The organism is Streptomyces syringium (assembly GCF_017876625.1).
In the GTDB taxonomy this organism is placed as follows: domain Bacteria; phylum Actinomycetota; class Actinomycetes; order Streptomycetales; family Streptomycetaceae; genus Streptomyces; species Streptomyces syringius.
Map to the genome: position 1 here is coordinate 6,320,093 of NZ_JAGIOH010000001.1, position 23,502 is coordinate 6,343,594.

17 protein-coding genes and 2 tRNA genes are annotated in these 23,502 nt (G+C 72.3%); 8 read left to right on the plus strand and 11 right to left on the minus strand.

Going from position 1 to position 23,502, the window contains the following annotated elements; all coding sequences use genetic code 11:
• Nucleotides 1-939: a PP2C family serine/threonine-protein phosphatase gene (locus JO379_RS27840; protein WP_242626405.1), complete on the plus strand. Its 939-nt coding sequence runs from the start codon at nucleotides 1-3 to the stop codon at nucleotides 937-939.
• Nucleotides 939-2,270, plus strand: a complete 1,332-nt coding sequence (locus JO379_RS27845; protein ID WP_130881428.1) for a protein kinase domain-containing protein — start codon at nucleotides 939-941, stop codon at nucleotides 2,268-2,270. The genes JO379_RS27840 and JO379_RS27845 overlap by 1 nt, the downstream gene beginning before the upstream one ends.
• Nucleotides 2,271-2,427: 157 nt before the next feature.
• On the opposite strand, the gene JO379_RS27850 is transcribed toward JO379_RS27845, so the two are convergent.
• Genes JO379_RS27850 through fdhD form a run of 3 tightly spaced genes read right to left on the minus strand, consistent with a single transcriptional unit; the run spans nucleotide 2,428 to nucleotide 5,156 of the window.
• Nucleotides 2,428-2,751, minus strand: coding sequence for a hypothetical protein (locus JO379_RS27850; protein WP_130881427.1), 324 nt, complete (start codon nucleotides 2,749-2,751; stop codon nucleotides 2,428-2,430).
• A gap of 43 nt (nucleotides 2,752-2,794) precedes the next feature.
• Nucleotides 2,795-4,282: an AbeC-like domain-containing protein gene (locus JO379_RS27855; protein ID WP_130881426.1), complete on the minus strand. Its 1,488-nt coding sequence runs from the start codon at nucleotides 4,280-4,282 to the stop codon at nucleotides 2,795-2,797.
• A gap of 40 nt (nucleotides 4,283-4,322) precedes the next feature.
• Nucleotides 4,323-5,156 carry a formate dehydrogenase accessory sulfurtransferase FdhD gene (fdhD, locus tag JO379_RS27860; protein WP_130881425.1) on the minus strand — a complete coding sequence of 278 codons (834 nt, stop codon included), beginning with the start codon at nucleotides 5,154-5,156 and terminating at the stop codon, nucleotides 4,323-4,325.
• A 269-nt stretch (nucleotides 5,157-5,425) separates the two neighbouring features.
• Here fdhD and JO379_RS27865 point away from each other — a divergent pair, with 269 nt between their 5' ends.
• Nucleotides 5,426-7,009 carry an aldehyde dehydrogenase family protein gene (locus JO379_RS27865; protein ID WP_209517490.1) on the plus strand — a complete coding sequence of 528 codons (1,584 nt, stop codon included), beginning with the start codon at nucleotides 5,426-5,428 and terminating at the stop codon, nucleotides 7,007-7,009.
• A 33-nt stretch (nucleotides 7,010-7,042) separates the two neighbouring features.
• On the opposite strand, the gene JO379_RS27870 is transcribed toward JO379_RS27865, so the two are convergent.
• On the minus strand, nucleotides 7,043-8,374 hold the full coding sequence (locus JO379_RS27870) for a DUF2254 domain-containing protein (protein WP_209517492.1): 1,332 nt from the start codon (nucleotides 8,372-8,374) through the stop codon (nucleotides 7,043-7,045).
• Between the two features lie 105 nt (nucleotides 8,375-8,479).
• Here JO379_RS27870 and JO379_RS27875 point away from each other — a divergent pair.
• The 3 genes from JO379_RS27875 (at nucleotide 8,480) to JO379_RS27885 (ending at nucleotide 10,414) form a co-directional block, all read left to right on the plus strand.
• Nucleotides 8,480-8,567 (plus strand) — tRNA-Leu (locus tag JO379_RS27875).
• 172 nt (nucleotides 8,568-8,739) lie between these two features.
• Nucleotides 8,740-10,191, plus strand: a complete 1,452-nt coding sequence (gene uriT / locus JO379_RS27880; RefSeq protein WP_209517494.1) for a uridine transporter UriT — start codon at nucleotides 8,740-8,742, stop codon at nucleotides 10,189-10,191.
• Nucleotides 10,192-10,326: 135 nt separating this feature from the next.
• Nucleotides 10,327-10,414: transfer RNA gene (locus JO379_RS27885), tRNA-Leu, on the plus strand.
• Here JO379_RS27885 and JO379_RS27890 read toward each other — a convergent pair.
• From JO379_RS27890 to JO379_RS27900, 3 genes are all read right to left on the minus strand, one after another.
• Nucleotides 10,393-10,740: a CPCC family cysteine-rich protein gene (locus tag JO379_RS27890; protein ID WP_130881421.1), complete on the minus strand. Its 348-nt coding sequence runs from the start codon at nucleotides 10,738-10,740 to the stop codon at nucleotides 10,393-10,395. The two genes, JO379_RS27885 and JO379_RS27890, sit on opposite strands and share 22 nt — an antisense overlap.
• 161 nt (nucleotides 10,741-10,901) lie before the next feature.
• On the minus strand, nucleotides 10,902-11,396 hold the full coding sequence (locus JO379_RS27895) for a peptidylprolyl isomerase (RefSeq protein WP_130881420.1): 495 nt from the start codon (nucleotides 11,394-11,396) through the stop codon (nucleotides 10,902-10,904).
• A gap of 411 nt (nucleotides 11,397-11,807) precedes the next feature.
• On the minus strand, nucleotides 11,808-12,338 hold the full coding sequence (locus tag JO379_RS27900; protein ID WP_130881419.1) for a hypothetical protein: 531 nt from the start codon (nucleotides 12,336-12,338) through the stop codon (nucleotides 11,808-11,810).
• A gap of 320 nt (nucleotides 12,339-12,658) precedes the next feature.
• Here JO379_RS27900 and JO379_RS27905 point away from each other — a divergent pair, with 320 nt between their 5' ends.
• Nucleotides 12,659-14,236, plus strand: a complete 1,578-nt coding sequence (locus JO379_RS27905) for an FAD-dependent oxidoreductase (RefSeq protein WP_209517496.1) — start codon at nucleotides 12,659-12,661, stop codon at nucleotides 14,234-14,236.
• On the opposite strand, the gene JO379_RS27910 is transcribed toward JO379_RS27905, so the two are convergent.
• From JO379_RS27910 to JO379_RS27925, 4 genes are read right to left on the minus strand one after another with little or no spacing between them, the layout of a single operon-like run.
• On the minus strand, nucleotides 14,196-15,440 hold the full coding sequence (locus tag JO379_RS27910) for a cytochrome P450 (protein ID WP_209517498.1): 1,245 nt from the start codon (nucleotides 15,438-15,440) through the stop codon (nucleotides 14,196-14,198). The two genes, JO379_RS27905 and JO379_RS27910, sit on opposite strands and share 41 nt — an antisense overlap.
• Nucleotides 15,437-17,047, minus strand: a complete 1,611-nt coding sequence (locus JO379_RS27915; protein WP_209517500.1) for an FAD-dependent monooxygenase — start codon at nucleotides 17,045-17,047, stop codon at nucleotides 15,437-15,439. Before JO379_RS27915 ends, JO379_RS27910 begins: the two co-directional genes overlap by 4 nt.
• Nucleotides 17,044-20,349, minus strand: a complete 3,306-nt coding sequence (locus tag JO379_RS27920; protein WP_209517502.1) for a ferritin-like domain-containing protein — start codon at nucleotides 20,347-20,349, stop codon at nucleotides 17,044-17,046. The genes JO379_RS27915 and JO379_RS27920 overlap by 4 nt, the downstream gene beginning before the upstream one ends.
• Nucleotides 20,349-21,872: a flavin monoamine oxidase family protein gene (locus tag JO379_RS27925; protein WP_209517504.1), complete on the minus strand. Its 1,524-nt coding sequence runs from the start codon at nucleotides 21,870-21,872 to the stop codon at nucleotides 20,349-20,351. Before JO379_RS27925 ends, JO379_RS27920 begins: the two co-directional genes overlap by 1 nt.
• Nucleotides 21,873-22,264: 392 nt before the next feature.
• Between JO379_RS27925 and JO379_RS27930 the strand changes: the two genes are divergently transcribed.
• A complete protein-coding gene (locus tag JO379_RS27930) occupies nucleotides 22,265-23,233 on the plus strand; it encodes a DMT family transporter (RefSeq protein ID WP_307842160.1) in 969 nt (322 codons plus the stop codon).
• The last annotated feature ends 269 nt before the right edge of the window (nucleotides 23,234-23,502 follow it).

Genomic DNA, 23,502 nt, shown 5'->3' on the forward strand with positions numbered 1-23,502 from the left:
GTGCCGCACTGGGAAATCCTGCGGGGCAGCGTCCAGGGCCCCGCCAAGGCCCGCAATCAGGACTGGTACGAGACCGACGCCCCGGCTGACGACACCCTCGTCCTCGCCGTCGCCGACGGGCACGGCTCGGCCGCCTACACCCGCAGTCATCTCGGCGCGCGGTTCGCCGTCGACGTCTTCATCCGGTGCGGCCGGGCGTTCGCCGAGCGGGCGCGGGCGCCGGAGGACCTCCGCCGGCTGCGTCACGCGGCCGGCCACTGGCTGCCCCGGGAGATCGTGCGCGACTGGCAGGAAGAGGTCCGTCGGCATCTGCGCGACCACCCGCCGGCCGACGCGACCGACGACAGCAAGGCCTTCCGCCCGTACGGCACGACGCTGCTGGGCGCCGTCCTCGTGCCCGGCCTCTTCGCCGCCTGGCAGCTCGGGGACGGCGACCTCATGGTCGTCGAGGCCGACGGCTCGGTCGGCGCGCCGCTCGCCCCGGCCGAGCCGGAGCTCGGGGACGAGACGGAGTCGCTGTGCGCGCCCCGGGCGTGGGAGCTGATGCGGGTGCACTGGGCGCCCGTCGCGGACCCCGACCGGATGCCGCGCTGCGTCACGCTCTCCACGGACGGACTGTCGAAGAGCTTCGCGGCCCAGGAGGGGTTCGTCCAGTTCGTCCGCGAACTGGGCGAACGGCTGGACACCGTGGGGGCCGACGCGATCCGCGAGGCCCTGCCGGGCTGGCTCGCCCACGCCGGAGGGTACTCGGGCGACGACACCACCGTCGTCGCCGCCTGGCGGCCACCGGCGGACAGTACGGACGAGAACGCGGATGAGAACGCCGGGAACGGGGACCCGCGGGAGCGGCTCCGGCGGGAGCCGCCGCCCCCGCACGCCGCACCGCCGGAGAGCGCACATCCGCAGGACGCACCACACCCTCACGAAACGGAGAATTGATGTCCGGCATGCTCGACAACGGCGCCCGGCTCACCATCGACGACGGCCACGAAGCCGTCGTCACCGGGATGCTGGGCGCCGGCGGCCAGGGCGAGGTCTACCGCGTCTCGACCGATCAGGGCGAGAAGGCGCTCAAGTGGTACTACCCGGCCTGCGCCACGGCGGAACAGCGCAAGATCGTCGAGGAGCTCGTCGGCCGGGACTTCGACGACGACCGCTTCCTGTGGCCCCAGTCGTTCGTCACCGGCCGGGGCGACGGCTTCGGCTACCTCATGGACGTACGCCCCGACCGCTTCAAGGGCCTGCCCGCGCTGTTCCGCCGTCGGCTGCGCACCACCCCCCAGGCGCTCGTCACCGCCGGGCTGCACATGGTCGAGGCGTACCAGGCGCTGCACTCCCGGGGCATCGCCTACCGCGACATCTCCTGGGGCAACATCTTCTTCGACCCCGCCACCGGCGACGTCCTGGTCTGCGACAACGACAACGCGGTGGTCGAGGGCGAGGCGAGCGGCATCTCCGGCACGATGGAGTTCATGGCCCCCGAACTCGTCCGCGGCGACAGCGGCGCCATCCCCGGCACCCAGACGGACCTGCACTCCCTGTCCGTCCTGCTCTTCATGCTGCTGATGAACCACCACCCGCTCAAGGGCAAGGCGGAACTCGCCATCCGCTGCCTGGACGAGGCCGCCGAACGCAAGCTCTACGGCAAGAGCCCGCTGTTCATCTTCGACCCCGACGACCACCGCAACGCCCCCGACCCCACCGAACAGGGCACCGTCCTCGCCACCTGGGCCGCCGCGCCCCCGGCCCTGCGGAAGCTCTTCATCCAGAACTTCACCGAGGGACTGCGCGACGCCTCCCGGCGGGTCCGCGAGTCCCAGTGGCGGGACGCCCTGAGCGAGGTGCGCGACACGATCGTCGTCTGCGCGTCCTGCGGCCGTCAGAACATGACCGAGCCGCGCTCGGCCACCGCCCGCGCCTGCTGGTCCTGCGGACGGACCCTGCTGCTGCCGCCACGGCTGGTCATCACCACGCCGCCGCCGCGCACCGAACGGCACGTCCGCCTCGGCCACGCCGCCCGGCTCCACGCCCACCATGTGCGGGCCGAGCCGCCCCGGCACGACTACACCGACGCCACCCTGGTGGCCGAGCTGACCGAACACCCCAAGAAGCCGGGGAAGTTCGGCCTGGCGAACCGCTCGGACGCGGCGTGGACCGCACGCCGCACCGACGGCACCTCACAGACGGTCGCCCCGGGCCAGACCCTGCCGCTGCGCTCCGGCCTCACGGTGAACCTCGCGGGCGCGGAGGCGGTCGTCCGGGGGGATTAGGGTTTTTCAAGCCCGTCCGGGCGATTGAGGACGGGCTTGAACGGCTGAGCTCAGCCACATCCAGCCCGTCCGGCGTTTGAGGACGCGCCCGCAGGGCACTCGCCGCCGCAGGCGGCACAACGGCCCCGCAGCCGACGATCCGCCGACCAGGCGAAGGTCACATGCCCAGGGCGCGCCCCAGCTCCTGGGCCAGGGCGAACGAGCCGCTCCCGGCCGCGGCCCCCACCGAGATCAGCTCCAGCCACTCCCGCAGCCGCCCCCGGTCGGCGGGCCGCCCCTCCTCGTCCGCCCGCACCAGCTCGCCCCGCAACAGTTCCGCCTCACCGGCCAGCGCCGGGCTCTCGGCACGCAACTGCCGCACCAACTCACCGGCCAGCCGCAGGGCATCGGCGGGCGACTGGCCGTAGTGCATCTCGATCTTCCCGTTGTCGCCGTAGTTGCCCGGCCCCGAGATGTTGCCGTGGAAGTTGTACGTACTCATCGATTCCCTCCGAGTGGCTGTGCGGGGTGGTCGTCCGGCGCGCTCACGGGTGCGCGCCGCCGCCCTGCTGCTGGCCCGCGCCCTGCTGCTGCCCGTACGCGTTGATCTGACCGTGGTTGCCGAAATTGCTCGGGCCCGTGATGTCGCCCGAGATGTTGTACGTCTGGGTGGTGATGACCTGCTGGGCGCGGTCGAAGTCACCGGTGTCGACGTTGTGGTCGCGAAGGAAGCGCTCGGTGGCGATCAGCACACCCTGCTGGAGCCGCTGGAAGATGTCCTGCGCGTCCGTGCGCTCCGAGTGACCCATGGCGTTCCAGTCCGACGCCCGCTCCCGCAGGCTGTTCAACGCCCCGTAGTCGTAGGCGGCGTGGTACTTGGTGATCTGCCGGCGCACCTTCTCCAGGTCCCGTTCGTACTGGTGCGAGGCCCTCCGCCGGTCCCGTGCCCGGCCCGGGGCGCCCCACAGGGCGCGCAGCGGGTTGGAGGACGGCTCCCGCACGACGGCCCACCACTGCTCGAAGCCGCCCAGCGGCAGATAAGCCACCGCGTGGAACCGGGACTTCGTCGGCGCCAGCACATACGCGGCCACCTCCCACGACAGCCTCGGATCCAGCAGCCGTGCCCGCAGATGCATCGACACCACCACATTGCCGCCCTCGCCCACCATCTCCAGGCTCAGATACGCGCGCATCCCCGCCCCCGACCGCACCACGGCGGACTGCACCAGCGGCGGAGGGATGCGGGGGAGGGGGCGCTTGAGGGGATCCGGCAGCAGATCGGTGCCGAGGTGCGGGACGTTCAACCCCCGGATGTAGAGCCGGTTCTGCGCGCGCAACCGCTCCAGGCCGACGATGTTCGCCATCTCCTTCGCCACATAGGTGTGGAGACTGACGGCGTCGAACGGCTTGATGGCCAGTTTCCCGCCGGAGGGTGATTCGGCCGGCCGCCCCACGTCGATCGGCGCCCACACCACCTCTTTGATCTTCTGCCCGCTGCCGACGAAGGGGTTGGCGGACTCCGCCTCCGTGTCGTACGGCACGACGTTGGCCCGGCGCAGCGCCTTGAGGTAGTCCTCCGTCTCCCGCGGCGCGGGCGGCGCCAGCTTCTCGGGCTCGGTGGTGCCGCGATACACCTCCAACGCTGCCCGGCGCGCCTGGAACATGGCCCGGCACGCCACCACCCACGCGGCCACCACGACCGCGAGCAGCACGAGGAGGCACCCCACGGCGGCCGGCGGGGAGCCGTTGCCCAGCGAGACGGAGATCCCCACGACCGCGGCCACCGCCCCGGCCAGCAGCAGCGACAGCGTGCGGTCCCGGGCCACGGCACGCTCCCGGGCCGCCAGCGCGTGCCGCACGAGGGCGACGAGATTGATGCCCAGCGGCAGCCCCACGGCCTTGAGCCGGTCCGCCGTGAACTCGAACAGCACCTCGTCGGTGAAGTCCTCGTCGATGTGCGTCGTGGCGCACATCCGACGCGTCACCGCGTCGACGCGGTACTGCGGTAACGGCGGCAACTGCCGTGGTGCCATGTGTCGTCCCCCCACTCCGGCCCCGTGCGTCAGGCGGCTTTCACCCTAGGGCAACGCGCTGCTCCCCGGCGTAGACATTCATCGAGGAGCCGCGCAGAAAGCCGACCAGGGTCATGCCGGTCTCCGCCGCCAGGTCGACGGCGAGCGAGGACGGCGCCGACACGGCGGCGAGAACGGGGATTCCGGCCATGACGGCCTTCTGGACCAGTTCGAAGGAGGCCCGGCCGGAGACGAGGAGGAGCACGTCGGAGAGCGGCAGCAGCCCCTGCTGGAGGGCGCGGCCGACGAGCTTGTCGACCGCGTTGTGCCGGCCCACGTCCTCACGGACGTCCAGGAGTTCGCCGTCCCGCGAGAAGAGCGCCGCCGCGTGCAGCCCGCCGGTGCGGTCGAAGACCCGCTGTGCCTCCCGAAGCCGGTCGGGCAGAACCGCGAGCAGGGCGGGTTCCAGCCGCATCGGCGTCGGCCCGTCGGTGATCGGCCAGCGCGCGGTGGTCCGTACGGCGTCCAGGCTGGCCTTGCCGCACAGGCCGCAGGAGGACGTGGTGTAGACGTTCCGTTCCAGGCTGATGTCCGGTACGGGCACTCCGGGCGCGAGCCGGACGTCCACGACGTTGTAGGTGTTCGCACCGTCCTCCGTCGCGCCCGCGCAGTAGACGATGTTCGCCAGCTCCTCGGCGCTGCCGAGGACGCCCTCGCTGACCAGGAAGCCCGCCGCGAGCGCGAAGTCGTCGCCGGGGGTGCGCATGGTGATCGCGAGCGGCTTGCCGTTCAGCCGGATCTCCAGCGGCTCCTCGGCCACGAGGGTGTCGGGCCGGGTGCTGACGGCCCCCTCGCGAATGCGGATGACGCGGCGTTGTGCGGTGACCCGTCCCATGTCGATCAGTCCCGGTGCTGGTGGCGGCGGTGGACGGCTCATTGTCCCCGTGCGCCGCGCCCCCGGTCGGCCGCGCCCCGGCAGGTTGCCCGCGGAGTGACGTGGGCCTCATCCGACGCGGGGGCCCGGCGGGCGGCCCGCCACGTGGCTACCGTTCGGTAATGCCCAAGGAGAACCGTCTGTAGTACGGCACGACCGCGCCACTTCCCCGCCCCGCGCTCCCCTTGCCTCCGGCAGGGGAGCCCCCGTGCACGAGAGCGGAGACACCGATGGCAGTCATCTCTGGCAACTCCCCCCGGACCCCCGGCCCCCTCCTGCTCAAGCCCGGCACCGAATGGGCCACCGCCTGGCAGCGCTGCCTGGCGCTCGCCCCCGAGGCGTTCCGGGGTGAGCGCGTCCTGAACCTGTGGAACGGCACCTGGCAGGCCGACGGCCGGCCGCTGCCCGCCACGACCCCCGTCGACGGCACCCCCATCGCCGGCCCGCCCCGCATGGAGAGGGCCACCGCCCGGCACGCCGTACGGGCCTCCCTCGACCAGCACCGCGCCTGGCGCGAGGTCTCGCTCGCCGAACGCAAGGCCCGGGTGGCCGCCACCCTCGACGCGCTCACCGAGCACCGCGACCTGCTCGCCCTCCTCCTCGTCTGGGAGATCGGCAAGCCGTGGCGGACGGCCCGTGCGGACGTGGACCGGGCCATCGACGGCGTCCGCTGGTACGTGGAGGGCATCGACCCCATGATCGCCGGCCGGGTGCCGCTGCCCGGCCCGGTCAGCAACATCGCCAGCTGGAACTACCCGATGAGCGTGCTCGTCCACGCCATGCTCGTCCAGGCCCTCGCGGGCAACGCGGTCATCGCGAAGACCCCCACCGACGGCGGGCTGGCCTGCCTGACCCTCGCCTGCGCCCTCGCGGCCCGCGAGGGGCTGCCGGTGACCCTGGTCAGCGGCAGCGGCGCCGAGCTGTCGGAGGCGCTGGTGCGCTCCCCGGAGATCGGCTGCGTCTCGTTCGTCGGCGGCCGCGACACCGGCGCGCGGGTCGCCACGGCGCTCGCGGACCTGGGCAAGCGCCACATCCTGGAACAGGAGGGCCTCAACACCTGGGGCGTGTGGAACTTCACCGGCTGGGACGCGCTGGCCCCGCAGATCCGCAAGACCTTCGACTACGGCAAGCAGCGCTGCACGGCGTACCCGCGCTTCGTGGTCCAGCGGTCGGCGTTCGCGGACTTCCTCGCGGTCTACCTCCCGGCGGTGCGGTCGGTCACCCCCGGCCATCCGCTGGCGGTCGCCGACCCCGCGGACGCCCTGCCGGAGCCGGACTTCGGCCCCCTCATCAACGCCGCCAAGGCCAAGGAGCTGACCGACCAGGTGGCGGAGGCCATCGACCGGGGCGCGATCCCCCTGCACCGGGGCGACCTGGCCGACGGCCGTTTCCTGCCCGGCCAGGACCTCTCCGCCTACGTGGCCCCCGTGGCCCTCCTCAACCCGCCCCCGTCCTCGCCGCTGCACCACGCCGAACCGTTCGGGCCGGTCGACACGATCGTCCTCGTGGACACCGAGGCCGAGCTCCTCGCCGCCATGAACGCCAGCAACGGCGCCCTCGTCGCCTCGCTCTCCACGGACGACGAGGCGGCGTACGAGCGGCTGGCCCCACAGATCCGCGCCTTCAAGGTCGGCCGGGGCAAGCCGCGCTCGCGCGGTGACCGCGACGAGCTGTTCGGCGGCTTCGGGGCGTCGTGGCGCGGGGCGTTCGTGGGCGGGGAACTGCTGGTCCGGGCGGTGACGGACGGCCCGCGCGCGGCGGAGGAGCGGCTGCCGGGGAACTTCCCGGAATACCACCTGATGCCGAGGCGGTAGCCGGGCCGGCCCGGGCTCGTGGGCGGGCCGGGATCATCCGATGCCCTGACGGTCCGGCAGCAGCGAGAACTCCCGGTCGGCGGCCTCCGGCACCGTGCGCTCCACGGCCCGTTCCAGGAGCGCGCGGTGCCGCTCGAGCGGTGGCCGCCGGTCCTCGGGGGCCAGCCGCCACAGATCGTCCAGCGAGGCCATCAATCGCCGGGTGACCTGCGGATTGCCGATCGCGCAGCCGCGGATCTCGGTGAAGCCGAGGTCGACGAGGCCCGTCCACCCGGGCAGGTCCTGCACCAGCCGTACGACGCCCTTCCCGTCACTGTGGTGCAGCGCCCCCAGCGGCCGGGCGGCCATCGCGGCCAGGAACTGGGTGATCCGGTCCAGGCACTGCACGGCGGTCGTCGGGTCGTTGACCGCGGGGGACAGGGCCCGCAGCGCGATGTCCGACAGCTGCCGCAGCCCGAACGCCAGATCCTGGTGGAAGGTCCGCTCGACCCCGACGGAGACGGTGTACCGCAGCATCCGCTGCGGCGGCACCCCGCCCCCGCCGTGCACGGCCAGCAAGGGCGTCCCCGGCACCACGAAGTCCCCGATCCGGGGGATCAGCCGCAGCACCACCCCGTGCCGTCGCGCCACCCGCACCAGACGGGCGATGTTCACATCCCGCAGCACCCCCGCCCGCCCCGGATACGCGATCTCGGCCGTGGCCCCCGGCAGCGGTACGGCCCCGCTGTGCACCGTCCCGAGCCGGGCCAGCACCCGGAAGGACTCCCAGGTGATCCGATCGACGACATGGCCGACCCGCATCAGCCGCAGGGTGGAGTTCACATACGCGATGAAGAGCACCAGGCTCACCAGCACCATGCACACGCAGACGACGCTGGAGACGAACGGCACCGTCTCCACCGCGCGGGGATCGGTTTCGCCCTCGTACGACGCCTGCACCAGCAACGCGAACAGGAACGTCGCCAGGAACACCGCGAACGTGCTCTTGGTGATCCTGCTGCGGACGTAGAGCCGTACGACGCGCGGTGAGAACTGCCCACTGGCCATCTGGAGCGCGACGAGTGAGATGGAGAACACGACACCGATGAAGGTCAGCATCGCCGAGCCCACGGTCGTGACGATCGTCTTGGTGTCGTCGGCGACGGCGATCAGCGACTCGACGGTGTCGTAGTCCTGCTCCTCCTGCAGCACCTCGATCAGCAGCCGGTCCAGCTCCAGCACCCCGGCGGCCAGCAGCCCCGCCGCCACCAGCCCCACGGTCGGTGTGAACCAGAACGTGTCCCGCAGGTGCTCCCGCAACGGCGACAAGGCCCGCGGCCGCCGCGGTGCGCTCCTCGGCGGGGCGAAGTGTCCCTCTTTGCCCATAAAAGGACCTTATGCCCCCTGGGGAATACCCAGGTGAAAGGCACTCCGAAACCTTGGTATTGTTATCCATGTCGCCGCGGGGAACACCTGCGGGACGCACACCCGGTCCGGGTGGCGGAATGGCAGACGCGCTAGCTTGAGGTGCTAGTGCCCTTTATCGGGCGTGGGGGTTCAAGTCCCCCCTCGGACACCAGTAGAGACCCCAGCTTTTGCTGGGGTTTTTCTGTGTTTGGGAGGCGGTGTGACCCGAGGCGTGCCCGAGGGTCGGCCGGCAGCCCAGAGATATTGCCGTTCGACCGGACGCGGTGCCCAAGGCCCCGCCCCGGCAGCAGCCGCTGTGCTGCGCTCCCAGAGATCCCCGAGGCATGAACGTTTCCCTCACTGACCGCAAGACCGACGATCAGCCCACCGGTTCGACGGGCGGGCGCCCCACCCGGGTGGCCGTACTGGTCACCGCGCTCCTCACCGCCTGCATCGCCTTCCAGCTCAACGCGAGCATGCTCAGCCCCGCACTGAAGAGCATCGAGGACAGCCTCGGTGCCGACTCCGCGGAGATCGGCCTCACGCAGACGGCGTTCTTCACCTCCGCCGCCCTGTTCTCGCTCTTCCTGCCGCGCCTCGGCGATGTCATCGGCCGCCGGAAGGTACTGGCCGGAATGCTCGTGCTCATGGCGGTCGGCTGCGTGGTCGCCGCGCTGGCGACGAGCGTGCCGATGCTCTTCGTCGGCCGTGTCATCCAGGGCGTCTCCGGCCCGACCGTCCCGCTCTGCCTGATCATGCTGCGGGTCGAGATCACCGAGCCGAAGCGGTACGGCACCCTGCTGGGCGTGATCACCGCGGTCAACGGCGGCATCGCCGGCGTCGACTCCCTGGCCGGCGGCTTCCTCGCCGACAACCACGGCTTCGAGGCCGTCTTCTGGTCGATGGCCGTCGTGGCGGTCGTCGCCACCGTCCTCGTCGCCACCCTGACCCCCGAGTCCAAGGTCCCCGCCGCGAGCCGCATGGACTGGCGGGGCGTCGCACTCCTCGTCGTCTCCGTCGGCTCGCTGCTCATCGCCCTGAACGAGGCCGGCAAGCTCGCCGCCGCGAACTGGCTCCTGGTCGGCGGGCTCGTGGCCGTCGCCGCCGTCGCCTTCGCCCTGTTCTGGCGGACCGAGGACCGCACGCCCCACCCGCTGGTCGCCACCGGTCACCTGCGCCGGCGCGCCACCTGGGCGACCCTGCTGACCACCGTGCTCACCATGACGGGCGTGTTCGCCGTCATGAACGGCCTGATCCCGGCGTTCGCCCAGGACGCCGAGGCGGGCCTCGGTATGACCGCCGAGCAGTCCGCGTGGTGGACCCTGACGCCCTACGCCCTCGCGGGCCTGGCCATGGGCCCCCTCGCCGGCCGCCTCGCCGCCACCTTCGGCTACGGCCGCGTCCTGCGCCTCGGCCTCGTCGGCGCCGCGGCCTCGGTCGTCCTGATGATCCTCACGATCCCGGCCCACTCGCGCGTCATGCTGCTGGCGGCGTCGATCCTCGTGGGCATCACCTACGCGGGCGTGGCGAACATCGTCCTCAACGGCCTCGGCATCGTCCACTCCCCGACGGACAACCCGGGCTTCCTCCCGGGCCTCAACGCGGGCGCCTTCAACCTCGGCGCGGGCCTCAGCTTCGCGCTCCTCTACGCGGTCAAGACGGCCACGGCTCCCACGGACGCGACCTCGTCCACCGGCTACACCTCCGGCATGATCGCGGGCGTCGCCATCCTGGGCGCCGCGCTCGCGGCATCGTTCCTGATCCCGAAGCCGGTGTCGGCGGAGGCACGGGACTGAGACCGGTCGGTCCGCCCCGGGGTTCTCACCCGCCCCGGGGCGGCCGTGCCTCACTGACCTGCTGAAAGGCACTCCGAAACCTTGGTATTGTTGGCCGTGCCGCTGCGGGGGAACACCTCGCGGAGACAACACCTGGTCCGGGTGGCGGAATGGCAGACGCGCTAGCTTGAGGTGCTAGTGCCCTTTATCGGGCGTGGGGGTTCAAGTCCCCCCTCGGACACCAGCTGGGACCCCACTCCGGTGGGGTTCTTTGCTTTTCCGGGTCGGATCGCACGTCCTGATCTTCCGCCGTGCGGGGCGGAGTGGATCTTCTCCGCCGCGTCGAGGACCAGCGACGACCGAGATCCGGTGGCCGTTGGGCCCGCCCCGGACGACGTGTGCGTCTGCGTCATCCTGCCCGTCGTCCTCCCAGCCGCACTCCGGGCAGATCTCGAAGTTGGCCCGTTCTTCCAGGGTCTGCTGGAAGCAACAGGGACACGCGATCACGCCATGCGCGGTGTCGTCCGACGGGCGGCTGGAGGGTTCGTTGCAAGCCATGCCTGGCGTCATCCCGCTCCCGCGATTGATCCAAACGGAAGCCCCTGGGGCGGGGTGACCTGACGGACGCCGCGTGGGAACGGCTGCGGCCGTTCCTGTCGGTCAGCAACGGACGTTGGCCTGTGGCGGGAAGGCCGGCAGTCAACATGAGCGTCCGGACCAACTCCTGGGGTTCAGAGTGCGCCACAATCGTCGATGACGATCTTTTTCGAAGTCCTGCCCGAATCGGAGCCGTAGGCCTCGACCTTGCGGATGTGCTCGTAGCCCTCGACCACACTGCCGAATACGACATGCTTGCCGTCCAGCCAGGAGGTCGTTGCAGTGCAGATGAAGAACTGCGAGCCGTTTGTGTTCGGCCCCGCGTTGGCCATACTCAGGATTCCGGGGCCGGTGTGCTTCAGAACGAAGTTCTCGTCCTCGAACTTTTCTCCGTAGATGCTCTTGCCACCCGTACCGTTGTGGTTGGTGAAATCCCCGCCCTGGGCCATGAAGTTGGGGATGACTCGGTGGAAGGTCGAACCCTTGTAGCCGAATCCGTTCTGTCCGGTCGACAACTCCAGGAAGTTGCGCGCGGTCCTGGGGACAACGTCTTCACGCAGTTCCATGACGACCCGACCGATCTTTTGGCTGTCGGCGGACAGGTCGAAGTAGACACGTGGAATGCTCATGCGGCCCATGGTCGCATCTGCGGACCCCTCTCCGGGGATTGGTCGACTCGGTGAGTCTCGCTGCTCAGGAGTGGACCGCGAAGCCAGACGGGGCCGGATGACCGGCGAACGCCGGTGTCTCCGCCTCCCGACGTCGCCTGATCGTGCGTCTCACGGTGAGCGGAATTCCACCTTTGGGGCGAAGCCATCGGTCCCGCTCAGGCACGTCCGGCCGATTCGGCTACGAACATGATCGACCGGGCACGTCGCGCACCCGAGGAGAAGGGCTCCTACCCCGTCCGCGGCGGGGGTAGGAGCCCTTCGGTGCTCGTGCATGCGCGCATATGGTGATGGGTTCGGGTGGAGGCTGCACGGCTTCCTGGGCAGGACGCGAGCCGCGCCCCCGGCCCTCACCAGCCGCGCGGGACGGCGTCAGCCGAAGCACCCAACTGTTTCGTTGAAGCCCGCACAGTGCCACTTACCCCACCAGTAGCAGGCCTCGCCGCTCACCTGAAGGCACTTCTTCTCGCCGTGGATCCCCACGCTCAACTTGCCCCAGACCACTCCGAGGCTCTTCTCCCAGCTGATGCTGTTCAACTTGGAGTTGAGGTTGAAGCCCTCCTTCCAGATCACCTTGCCGGACAGCTTGATGCCTACCTCCGCGCGCAGTACCCAGTCCTTGCCGAACGAGAACTCGGCGCCGCCGTAGACGCTGATGGGGCCAATGATCCTGATCTCCCAGGGCTCCCACTTGTCGGCCTCACCGGACAAGAGCTTGGTGACCTCGGGGGCTTCCACGCCCTTGTCCTCGAAGGCCTGAGCCTCCGCGATGTAGTCCCGCTTCAGCTCCTCGGCGGTCGTGCCGGGATCTCCTTCCGCCTTCAGGTCGTTGATGTTCCGGGCCAGTTGCTCCCAGACGCCGGGGTCGATCCCTTGTAGCCCGGTAGAAGCGTCAGTCGCCATGTTCTCGTCCCCTTTCGTCGGAGCCGCGCCACGTTTGCAGAGCGCGGCGTTGGTGAATGTCGGCCGGGCGCTCTGCCGTGGGCACTCCGCGCCCGGGAATCTGCACTCTGCGCGTGCCCGACCTTTACGCATCAACCCGCGAATACCATCTGGTTCACCGCATAGCGTGAAGATTCGCTCACACGTACGCCAGTAAGGACCGGTGCCGGCGGAACGACAGCCCCCGATTGCGCCCCGTTGAGGCCCGGCGACCCTTCCCCCACGATGAGGGGACAGCGGCCTGACCGCCGCGCCACGGGCGGGACGAGGGGGAGACGTCAGTGAGCGAAATCCGGGATGTCGTGGTCGTCGGAGCCGGGCCCACCGGGCTCGCGCTCGCCATTGCCTTGCGGCAGTACGGGATCGACGTCGTCGTCGTCGAGAAGGAGGCGCGGGGGAAGCGGGAGGCCCGGGCGGGGGTGGTGTGGCAGCGGGCGCTCGAGGTGCTGCGGGATCTGGGGTGCGTGGAAGCGTTCTTGGCGGAGGGGCTGGCGTTGCGGCGGGTCGAGGTGCTCGCCGAGGGGCGGGAGGTCGGGGGGATCGACCTCGGGGCCGGCGAGACCGCGTATCCGCGGCCGTTGTCGATCGAGCAGGACGCCGTGGAGCGGTTGCTCGGCGAGCGGCTGCGGGAGGTGGGCGGGGAGATCCGGTGGTCGACGGAGGCGGTCGGCGTACGGACCTCCGACGACGGGGCCGTCGTCGAACTGCGGGGTGCCGACGGGCTCGCAACGAGTGTCCGGTGTCATTGGGTCGTCGGGTGCGAGGGGGCGCACAGCATGGTGCGCAAGGCGCTCGGCATACCGTTCGAGGGCGCGCGGCGGCCGGATCTGCAGTGCGTACAGATCAACGCCGAGGCCGACTGGAAGCACCCCTACGCCCCCGACCGCAGCTACTTCTTCCTGGTGCGCGGCGCCTCCCTCGGGGTCTCGCCCCGGCCCGGCGGCGGCTACCGGTTCTTCTGCTTCAGCACCGACCCCGACCCCACGATCGAACGCGCGCCGACCGTCGAGGAGATGCGCGCGCTCGTCGCGGACGCCGCCCACGACCCCGGCACCACCCTCGTGCCGACCGATCCGCCGTGGGCCAACCGGGCGCGCTTCCAGGACCGGTTCGCGGGGTCGCTACGGGTCGGGCGGGCGCTGCTCGCGGGGGACAGCGCGCACCTGTGGGCGCCCATCGGCGGGCACGGGCTCAACACCGGGCTGCGCGGCGCGCACAACCTCGGGTGGAAGCTCGCGGCCGTCCACCGGGGCTGGGCGGTCGACGCGCTGCTCGACACGTACGCCACCGAGCAGCGGCTCACGGCCCGGAAGGTGATGCGCGCGATGCGGCACGACGTCCTGGAGCTGCCGCCCACCCGGCTCACCCTGCTCGGCATGCGTCTCGCCGGGCCGCACCTCATGCGCAGGGAGTGGTTCGCCGGGCGCATCCGGACCGTCCTCAGCGACCTGACGATGCATCATCGGGAGAGCCGCCTCTCCGAAAGCAACCCGAGCCGGTACCGCTCCCTCCTCGCCGGTGACCGGCTGCCCGACCTCCCCGTCCTCCTCGACGGGCGTCGCCGCCGCCTCCACGAGCTGCTCTCCTACGAGCGCTGGACGCTGCTGGCCGCCCCCGGCGCCCGGGTCGACGACGACCGGCTGCGGCGGCTCACCGACGGCTACGCCATGCCGGTCGAGCACGTCCGCCCGTACCCGGCGCGGAGCGCGCGGCGGCGGCTGGCCGGGGCCGGGTCGCTGATCCTCGTGCGGCCCGACCGGCACATCGGGATCTCCACCGACACGGTGGAGGAGCTGGAGGCCTACCTCCGGCGGTGGTTCACGCCTCGCGGGCAGGACCGCGAACAGGACCGCCCGTAGGCCGTCCGCCCGCACGCACCACCATCCGCGCCGGCCCGTGGAAGACCAGGTCGTCCGCCCACCGCACCGGCTCGTCCGCCAGGGCGAGCCCCGGCAGGCCGGCCAGCAGTGCGGTGAGCCCGATCTCGGCCTCGGCCCGGGCCAGTGGGGCGCCCACGCAGTAGTGGATACCGAGGCCGAAACCGGTGTGGCGGCGCGCGTCGCGGTGGAGGTCCAGGCGGTCGGGGTCGGGGAAGCGCGCGGGGTCGCGGTTGGCCGAGCCGAGGACCAGGGTGACCTTCTCGCCCCGCCGGACGATGTGCCCGCCGACCCGGTCGTCCTCGTGGGTCCACCGGCTGATCATCTGCACCGGGGAGTCGTAGCGGACCAGCTCCTCGACCGCGCCCGGCAGCGACCCCGGGCGTGCCCGGAGCCGCTCCAGCCGGTCGGGGTGGGCGAGCAGCGCGAGGAGGCCCTTGGCGAGCAGGTTCGTCGTCGTCTCGTGGCCCGCTGTCAGCAGATGCACACAGGTGCCCGCCAGCAGGTCCTCGTCGATCCCGCTCCGCCCCTGCTCGGCCAGCAGCGCCGCGATCAGATCCGTCCCGCCGTCCGCCGCCTCCGCGCGACGGCGGGCGAACTCGGCGCGGAAGTACGCCCCGAACTCCCGCGCCGCCCGCTCCGCCACCGCGAACGCGTCCGGCCTCCGGGCGACGCGCGCGCTGGTCGCCTGCTGGAGGTCCACGGCGCGGGCGCGGAACCACGGCCGGTCCTCCTTCGGCACCCCCAGCAGCTCGCTGATGACGAGAATCGGGAAGGGCGCCGCGAAGCCGTCGACGAGGTCGGCCTCGCCCTGCGCGGCCAACTCCGCGACCAGGCCCCCCGCGAGCTCACCGATGCGCGGACGCAGCCCCTCCACGATGCGTGGGGTGAGGGCCTTCGCCACCAGCGCCCGCACCCGGGTGTGGCGCGGCGGGTCCATGAAGACCATCCAGTTCGCGACGGTCCTGTGCAGATGGGGGCAGTCCTCGGGGAGCCGGGCGGGCGGTCCGCCCCGGCCGTACCGGCGGCTCGACAGCACCCGCGCCACATCGGCGTGCCGGAAGAGATACCACCCGTCCTCACCCCGGTGGACCGGGTCCTCCTCCCGGTAGCGGCGGTAGCAGGGGTACGGGTCCGCGACGTCGACATCGGCCGTGCGGAACGGGCCCGGGCCACCCCCGCTCATATCGCGCCCCGGACGGTGTCCGCCACCCGCACCACGTCCCTCGGCAGGGCCGCGCCGCGCCAGGCGACATGGCCGTCCGGGCGCACCAGGACGAACGTGCTGCGGTAGAGCCCCGCCACCGACGCGTCGTGGCACCGCGTCACCTTCAACGGGACACCCCGGTGCGCGAAGGCCGCCTCGAACGCGGCCAGCCGGTCGGAGTCGGCGAAACACAGCAGCCGGAACCTGTCGCCGAACAGGTCCAGCGTCGAGGTGTCCGCACCCAGCCACGCGTGCGGGGCACGGGCCCCGGGCAGGGCGTCGGTGCGCCAGTCCCGCTCCCTCCTGCCGTCGCCGATCACGACGGGGGACACGTAACGGAAGCCGAAGTGCACGTCGGGCGAGTCGAATTCGCGCCGCACCCCGCTCCGCTCCATGCCCTCCGACAGCTTCGCCCGCGCGCGGGCGCCCTCGGTGGAGTCGAGCAGGATCTCCTTGGGAAGCTCGCGCCGCGTCGTGCGCAGCAGATGGGCGTTGGCCTCCTCCAGACTGCGTTCGGCGACCGGCCGGCGCTCGGTGTCGTAGGAGTCGAGCAGCCCCGGACCGGCCCAGCCCGCCAGCTCGGCGGCGAGCTTCCACCCCAGGTCGGCGGCGTCGCAGATACCGGTGTTCATGCCGAAGCCCCCGGACGGCGAGAGGGTGTGCGCGGCGTCGCCCGCGAGCAGGACACGGCCGTGGCGGTAGCGCTCGGCGACGCGGTGGGTCAGGTGCCAGACGTTCTCGGAGAGGACCTCCACCGGGGTGTCGTACCGGATCGCGTTGCGGATCATCGTCAGGGCGTCCTGCCCGGCAGCCTCCGGCTCGGGGCCGGCCGGGCCCGGTCCGCTCACCGTCAGCCGGTACAGGTCCCGGCCGTCCATGGACCGCAGGGGGTAGCGCAACGTGGGCGGCTGGGTCAGGAAATACACCAGGGCGCCGCGCGCACCGAGCCGTTCGCGCAGCCCCGGCGCGCGGAAGAGGATGTTGCGGAAGACCCGCGTGTCGTAGCGGGCCGGGGCCGCGATGCCCGCGGCCTTGCGGACGAGCGACGACGCCCCGTCGCAGCCGACGAGATAGCGCGCGCGGACCGTCAGCCGCGAGCCGTCGTCGAGGTCGGTGGCCGTCGCGACGACGTGGTCGTCGTAGCGGGTGAAGCGGTCGAGGCGGCAGCGCCGCCGCAGCGGGCCGTCGGGGTGCACACCCACTTCCCGCGCCAGCAGCGGGCCGAGCCAGTGCTGCGGGCACACCTGCTCCGGCTCGGGGGTGTAGGCCAGCGGCGGACGGTTGTCGGCCGTGCCGAACTCCAGGCGGTGGATCTCGTGGCCGCCGACCGCGGTCACCCAGGCGATGTCCAGGGGGTGGTCCCCGGGCCAGCCCGCGGCCCGGATCCGGTCGGCGACGCCCCAGCGCCGGAACAGCTCCATCGACCGGGGACCGACCGTGCCCACCTTCGGGTGCGTGACCGTGCCGTCGGAGGAGTCCAGCACCATGAAGCGGACACCCCGGTACTTCAGGTCCAGTGCCAGCGCCAGGCCCACCGGGCCGCCGCCGACGATCAATACGTCCGTCGTACGAAGAATTCGACTCATGACCTACCCTGCGTCCTGCGGAAGAAGTCGGCGTAGAACGCCATCATTTCGGGGACCTGCGCCGGCACCGGCGGGCACGAAAGGGCCGCCGCCGACAGTTGCTCGAAGCGCAGCGCGAGCGCGCGGCGCGCCACGTCGGGCCGGGGGTTGGCGACGGGCGCGACATCGAGTTCGAACGTCGGTCCCGCCGTCCGGCCGTGCCGCCCCGACTCCATGGTGACCAGCAGCTCCGCCAGCGGGCGCATCATGCCGGTCATGACGTCGATGGACGCGTTCATCAGCTTCGAGCGGCGCAGACTCGCGTCGGGGCTCTCCCCGAAGTGCTGCGCCATGAGGTGGAGCATCAGGTAGTAGGAGCGGTTGAACAGCCGGGCCACGGCGCGCGCTTCCGGGTCCGTGATCGGGTCCTTCGCGCCGTCGCCCGGCTCCACCGTCGGATTGCGCAGCGCCGGGTAGGCGGGGCTCCACGGTGCCAGCCGCCCGTACGGGCCCTCGACCCGCTCGGTCGTCAGCGCCTCGCCGATGCGCAGGAACGTCTGGAAGTGCGACTCGTCCGAGGGCCGGCCGGGGCCGGGACCCAGGGCCCCGCCCTCGCCCTGTTCGGTGATGAAGTCCACCGCGAACAGCGCGCTCGACAGGTCGTCGACCTCCAACTGGTAGTCGGGGTGCGTGACGTTGAGCGACTCCCGCATGAACAGGTGGTGCTCGCCGCCGCCCCGGCCCTTCTCCACCAGGAACAGATCGGGCACCCGCTGGAGCCCCTCGCGGATCCCCGCGTACAGCTCGCTCACCGAACCCCACGCGAACGCCCGCCGCCGCTCCGGGCCGTCGGCCGTCTCCGGGCGCGCGGCGCCCTCCCGTCGCATCTCCGGGACGAGCCCGGCGGGCTGTTCGATCGCGATGAACCGCTGCACGCTGCCGACGCTCAACGGTTCCAGCGCGAAGTCCAGCGGCACCGGCAGTACGGAGTTGATCGTGGCGAAGTCGACGGCCGGGACGTGGAACGGTTCACCGATCGCCATGATGATGTTGTTGACCACCAGGAAATGGATCATCTCCTCACGGGCCACGTTCAGCAACGCCCCGCGCATCCCGTCGTCCGCCGTGGCACCGCCCTGGCCGCAGGCGAGTTCCAGCTGCGCGGGCGTCCACAGACCGCGCCGGACGTACTGGCGCCCGGCCCCGTGGGTCGGCAGCGAGAAGGCCGCGTAGAGGTACTGCAGCATCACCGTCAGCTCCAGGGCGGCCGCCTGCTTCAGCGCGGTCCACAAGTGGCCGCGCGTGGTGATGCCCGGCTCCGTGCCGGGCACGGCGGGCACCGGGACGGGCGGACGCACCCGTGCCTGCTGGTTGCGCAGATATGCCAGCAGCAGCCGCGCCTTCGGGTCCGTCAGATCGCGGGTCGGCGGCATGTAGTACGTCTTGGCCCTGTTGGCCGGGTCGCACATCTGCCAGGCCAGGTCCGCGTACGTCGCCACCTTGCAGCGGTCGGCGAGGCTGAACACCTCCGAGGTCATGAAGGAGGAGATCTGCTCGTAGTAGGCGAAGACCTCCCGGTGCAGCAGCTCGAAGTCGACGTCCTCGCGGGGCACGTCGTCCAGGTGCCAGTCGTCGGGCAGGACCCGTACGGCCAGCGCCCCGGCCCCCGCCCAGAAGCCGAGCCTGTCCTCGTCGTCGTAGGCCGCCCACGCCGATCCCGGTGCGTCGGGGTCGGTGTCCGGCAGGTCGCCGGGGCCGGTGGACAGCAGGACCCGGCAGGTGCCCGCCCGTTCACCGCGCAGGGTGAGCAGTCCGTGGCCGTGCTCGTCCGTGTCCACGACGCACTCGGGCGCAAAGGCGCCGGGCCCGTCCGGCGGGCCCGCGCGCAGCCCCAGGATCACCGCGTCGCCGCAGCGGGCAGTGGGCGACCCGGCCGGCCGGTGGCCGGGCAGCGCACGGGGGTTGGCGTACTGCAGCACGGTCACCGGGCCCGCGCTCGCCGGGCGGCCACGGACGTAGGCGCGCAGCGGCACCGCCACGGCGTGGTCGCGCCCGTGGGCGAGGTCGCGGTGGTGCACGGCCGTCAGCGCCTCGTCGCTCTGGACGACCGTCTCCCGCTCGGTCAGCAGCGTCGCCCGCCGCCCGCCGGGCAGGACGCCGGTCAGATACAGCGCCGCCTCCCCGGCCGCCTCCCAGCCGGGTTCGGCGGGCACCGTCACGATGCCCGAGGTGAGGCCGTCGCGGTACGCCGCCGACGGCAGCCGGGCGACGAGCCGGCCGGAGTCGGCGCTCCGCAGCTCCAGGTCGCCGAGGTCCACCGGCGGGCCGAGCCGGTGCAGCGGACCGGGGCCCGCCTGCTCGGCCCGGCCGGTGAGCGGGACGGCGGAGACCATGTTGAACGCGGCCCGCCCGTCCGCGAGGCCGACCGTGAGGTGGTGCAGGGCGCTGCCGCCCACGGGCGGCGGGCCGGGCACGAGCAGCCGCCCCGCCGGGTAGGTGCGCAGCTCGGCACGGTGCCACGGCGCGATCGTCCCCCGGACCCGCCAGTGACTCGGCGCGTCCGGGGCCACGGGCGACGACATGCCGTCCAGCGCGAACTGCACGACGAGACCGTCCGCCCCGCTGTCCAGGGCCCCGCGCAGCGCGCCCACCACGGGGGAGGACCCGGCGTCGGGGAGCCAGTCGGCGTCCTCGTCGTCCGCCACCACGAACTGGTGCACCGCGCAGTAGCGCAGCTGCGGTGCCAGCACGTGGTCGCCGACGTCCAGGATGTGGTCGAAGTCGACCCAGCGCGGCGGCTGGAGACCGCGCACCCCGCCGGTGAACAGATAGCCCTGGTCGTGCGAGCGGCCGACGCGGCCGAAGCCGAACCGGCCCACCATCAGGGCGGTGGTCCCCCGCGACGCGGGGTCCAGGTCGAAGACGCGGGCCCGGTTGACGGTGGTGCGCAGATAGTCGTTGTAGTGGCCCCAGACGTCCACGGCGCGCCCGATCACCGGGTCGTGGCCGTCGAGCGCCCCGTCCGGGCCCTCGGCAGCGACGATACGGGCGTCCATCAGGAAGTGGCCGTTGCCGTCGAAGTTCCAGCCCTTGGCGAGGCTGAACTCCCCGTGCGGCGCGAGCCGCCCGTCCCGGTCGAAGCGCGGGCCGCGCTCGTCGAGATAGGCGTGGAAGTCGCTCGCGGGCCGGTCGGCGGGGAAGGGCCCCTCGTCGGTCAGTACTCGGTTCGCGGACAGGTCGACGCGTCCGCAGCGCGGCCCGGTCGGCAGTTTCGTCGTCGCGACTCCGGCGAAGTGCAGCCTCGGCAGGTCGAAGACGCTCATCAGCACGCTCCCGCGGGGTCATGGATCCCGAGGGCGGCGGCGGGGCGGCGTATCGGCGCGTACCCGTCGATCTCCTCGACGGCCCGCAGCGCCGATTCGACGGCCCCCTCGATCCACGCCGGGGTCGTCGAGGTGTGCTCGCCCGCGAAGAACAGCCGGTGCACGGGGCGGGCCGCGCGGGTGCGCTCCCGCTCGACCTCGGCCGCGTCCTTGCCCCAGCGCATCGCGCAGCCCACGGTCCAGGGGGTGTGCCCCCACGCCGTGCTCACCGCGTCCAGGACCATGCCGGGCCGCAGCAGCTCGGGATGGACCGCGCTCAGCTCCTCCAGGACGAGCCGGTGCCGGCGGCGGGGCGACATCCGCCCCAGCCGTCCGGCGTCCCGGCCGATCGTGTAGCTGGCCAGCAGCGCCGCCCCCCGGCCCGGGCCGCCGTCCACGGGCGGGTAGTACGTCTGGCGGATGCTGCCACCGGTGAACGAGGCCCCGCCGGCGATGCCGTCCGCCTGCCAGAAGGGCTCCCGGCAGTGGAAGGCCACCTTGGTGGCCGGGCAGTAGTCGACCTCGCGCAGCACGGCCAGCTTGTCGGCGTCCAGGCCGGTCAGCCGCATGCGCCGCAGCGCGGGGAAGGGCACCGTGCAGACGACGAAGTCGCTGGGCTCGACGACCGTGTGGCCGGCCGCCTTGGAGCGGACCAGCACATCGTGCTCCCGCACCGCGATGCCCACCACCGTGCGGCCGCACGACACCGGGCCGCGCAGCCGCTCGGCGAGCCGGCGGGGCAGCTGGTCCATGCCGCCCTCGATCCGCAGCAGCGCGGGGCTGGTCTCGGTGAGGATGTCGTCGAGGAAGCTGTTGAGCCGGCCGCTGCAACCGGCCCGGATCCCCGGATGCGCGGCGAAGAGCGCGTGGAGGTCCACCCGGCCCCCGGCCGCCCCGGTCGGATACGGGAACGGGTCGATGCGGGCGACCAGGTCGAGCAGCTGCCGGCGCAGGTCCGCGCGCAGCGCGTCCCGCAGGTCCGGCGGGGCGATGGCCCCGACGACGGCGGTGAGCCAGGCGCCGAAGGCGACGGTGGCGTCGTCGTACGAGGCGGGGTGGCGCTCCCGCGCGAGCTCGCGCCGGAAACCGCGGTGCAGCGGACCGGAGGCGTCCCGGATGCGCACGAACCCCTCGGCCGTGTGCAGAAATGCGTTCTCGTCCGACAACAGGGTCCTGAATTCCCGAACATTTTCGCCGAGGCGCAAATGTTCGATGTATTTCAGGGTGCGGCGGTGATGGGCCGGAATGCGCATGGCGCCGAGTTCCACGGACGGTGCGCCCGGGTCGGGACCGAACCGGTGGGTGTGGACGCGCCCGCCGATACGGGTGTTGCCTTCCAGCACCCGGACCCGGTAATCGAGCCGTTCCAGCTCGTAGGCCGCCACCAGCCCGGCCACCCCGGCGCCGATGACGGTGACCCGGCCCTTTGGCCCCTCGGCCTCTCCGGGGCCAGGGGCATGCCAAATCGGTGAAGTGCTGCACATGGTGGTTCCCCCCGTGATGTACAACCAATTCCCGTGCGGGCGCTCGCGTCGAGTCCATAGCTCCGGGGTGAGGATTCGCAACGAGTTTTCCGGACACCCTGGGACCCGGTGCCGCCCCCACGACAGGGAAAATTTATGGAGAGCAGACGGCGTACGTATGACGTCGATTCCGGATATTCCGGTTGAGAGGACGGGGAGAATTGGCCCTCGTGACCACCCGTGCCGGACATCTCCGACGGGAGTGACGGTGCCACCCTCCGTACCGCCCCGGTCCTCCATCGGCAGTAGGACCGAGTCCGTACTCAGGTACGACGACGGCGGCGCCCCGCGCGAGGCATTGTTGGGGATATGGACCGCGATGGACACGAGGGAACGAACAGGCGAGGCGTGGCGTGAGTTCACTCATGGTGTCGGTGCTGCTGTGCTTGATATCCGCCGCCGCGTACGCGGCCGCGGCCATCGCACAGGAGCGCGTCGCGGCCACGAGTGACGGTGTCACCTACGCGCCCCTGCGCCGCCCCGGCTGGTGGGGCGCCGTCGTGCTCACCGGCGTCGGCGCGGCGCTGCACGTGGTCGCCCTGGCGTTCGGACCGCTCAGCCTCGTGCAGCCGCTGGGCGCGCTGACCTTGGTGTTCGCCCTGCCGATGGCCGCCCTGCTCGTGCACCGGCCGATCGGGGCCGCGGGGTGGCGCGGGGCCGTCCTCGCGACCGTCGGCCTCGCGGGCCTGCTCTCCCTGACCGGCACCCCGCACCCCGAGACCCTCGGCGGCGCCGAGCGGCCCGTGCTCGCGGCGGTCGTCCTGGCCGCCGTGGCCGTGCTCGTGCTCGCCGCGCACCGGATGCGACGGCCTGTCCTCCGGGGCGTGACGCTGGCGTCCGCGGCGGGTGCCGCCTTCGGTATCGCGTCCGTCTTCACCAAGGCGGCGGCCGAGGACTGGACCGACCGCGCGACGGGCTCCCTGCTGCCCACCCTCGGCGCCATCGCGGTCCTCGCCACGGCGGGCCTGCTGCTGTCGCAAGCCGCCTACCGCGGGGCGGGGCTCGCGGCACCGCTCGCGACGGTGACGGTCGTCAACCCCGTGGTGGCCGCGGCGGTCGGCATCACGGTCCTCGGCGAGGGCTTCCGCTACGGGGTCGCCGGCGGCGTGCTGGCCGTCGTGGCGGGCGCGGTGGCGGCGACCGGGGTGGTCATGCTGACACTGCGGGGCTCTCCTGCGGAGGGCTCCGCCGGTTCGGGTCCCGTGCCGTGCCGTGGCGCGTCCGCTTCGGCGCCCGGGTCCGAGCCCGCCCCGGCGCCCGTGCCCCGGCCTTCCGCCGCGCGGCCGGACGGCCGCTGCCTGGTTCCGTCGCGGGACGACTAGCCGTCTGCTGCCGTCCGGGGTGGAGCGCCGTGGTCACCCGCGGCCCCGGGCCGCTCCGGGCGGTCACGGGACTGCTTCGCTCGACGTCCCGCGACCGCCCTGCGCGTCCCGGCGCCTCCCGTCGTGGGTGGACGGGTTACTGCTCGTTCCCGGGTGCGCCTGCGTCAGGGCTGTCCGCGCCGAGTCGCGTCGGCTCCGGGCGGACGCCCGGCCTCCCGCCGGGCCCGAGGAAGACCGACGGCCGAGTCGTCTGCGCCTGTCCGGGGCCC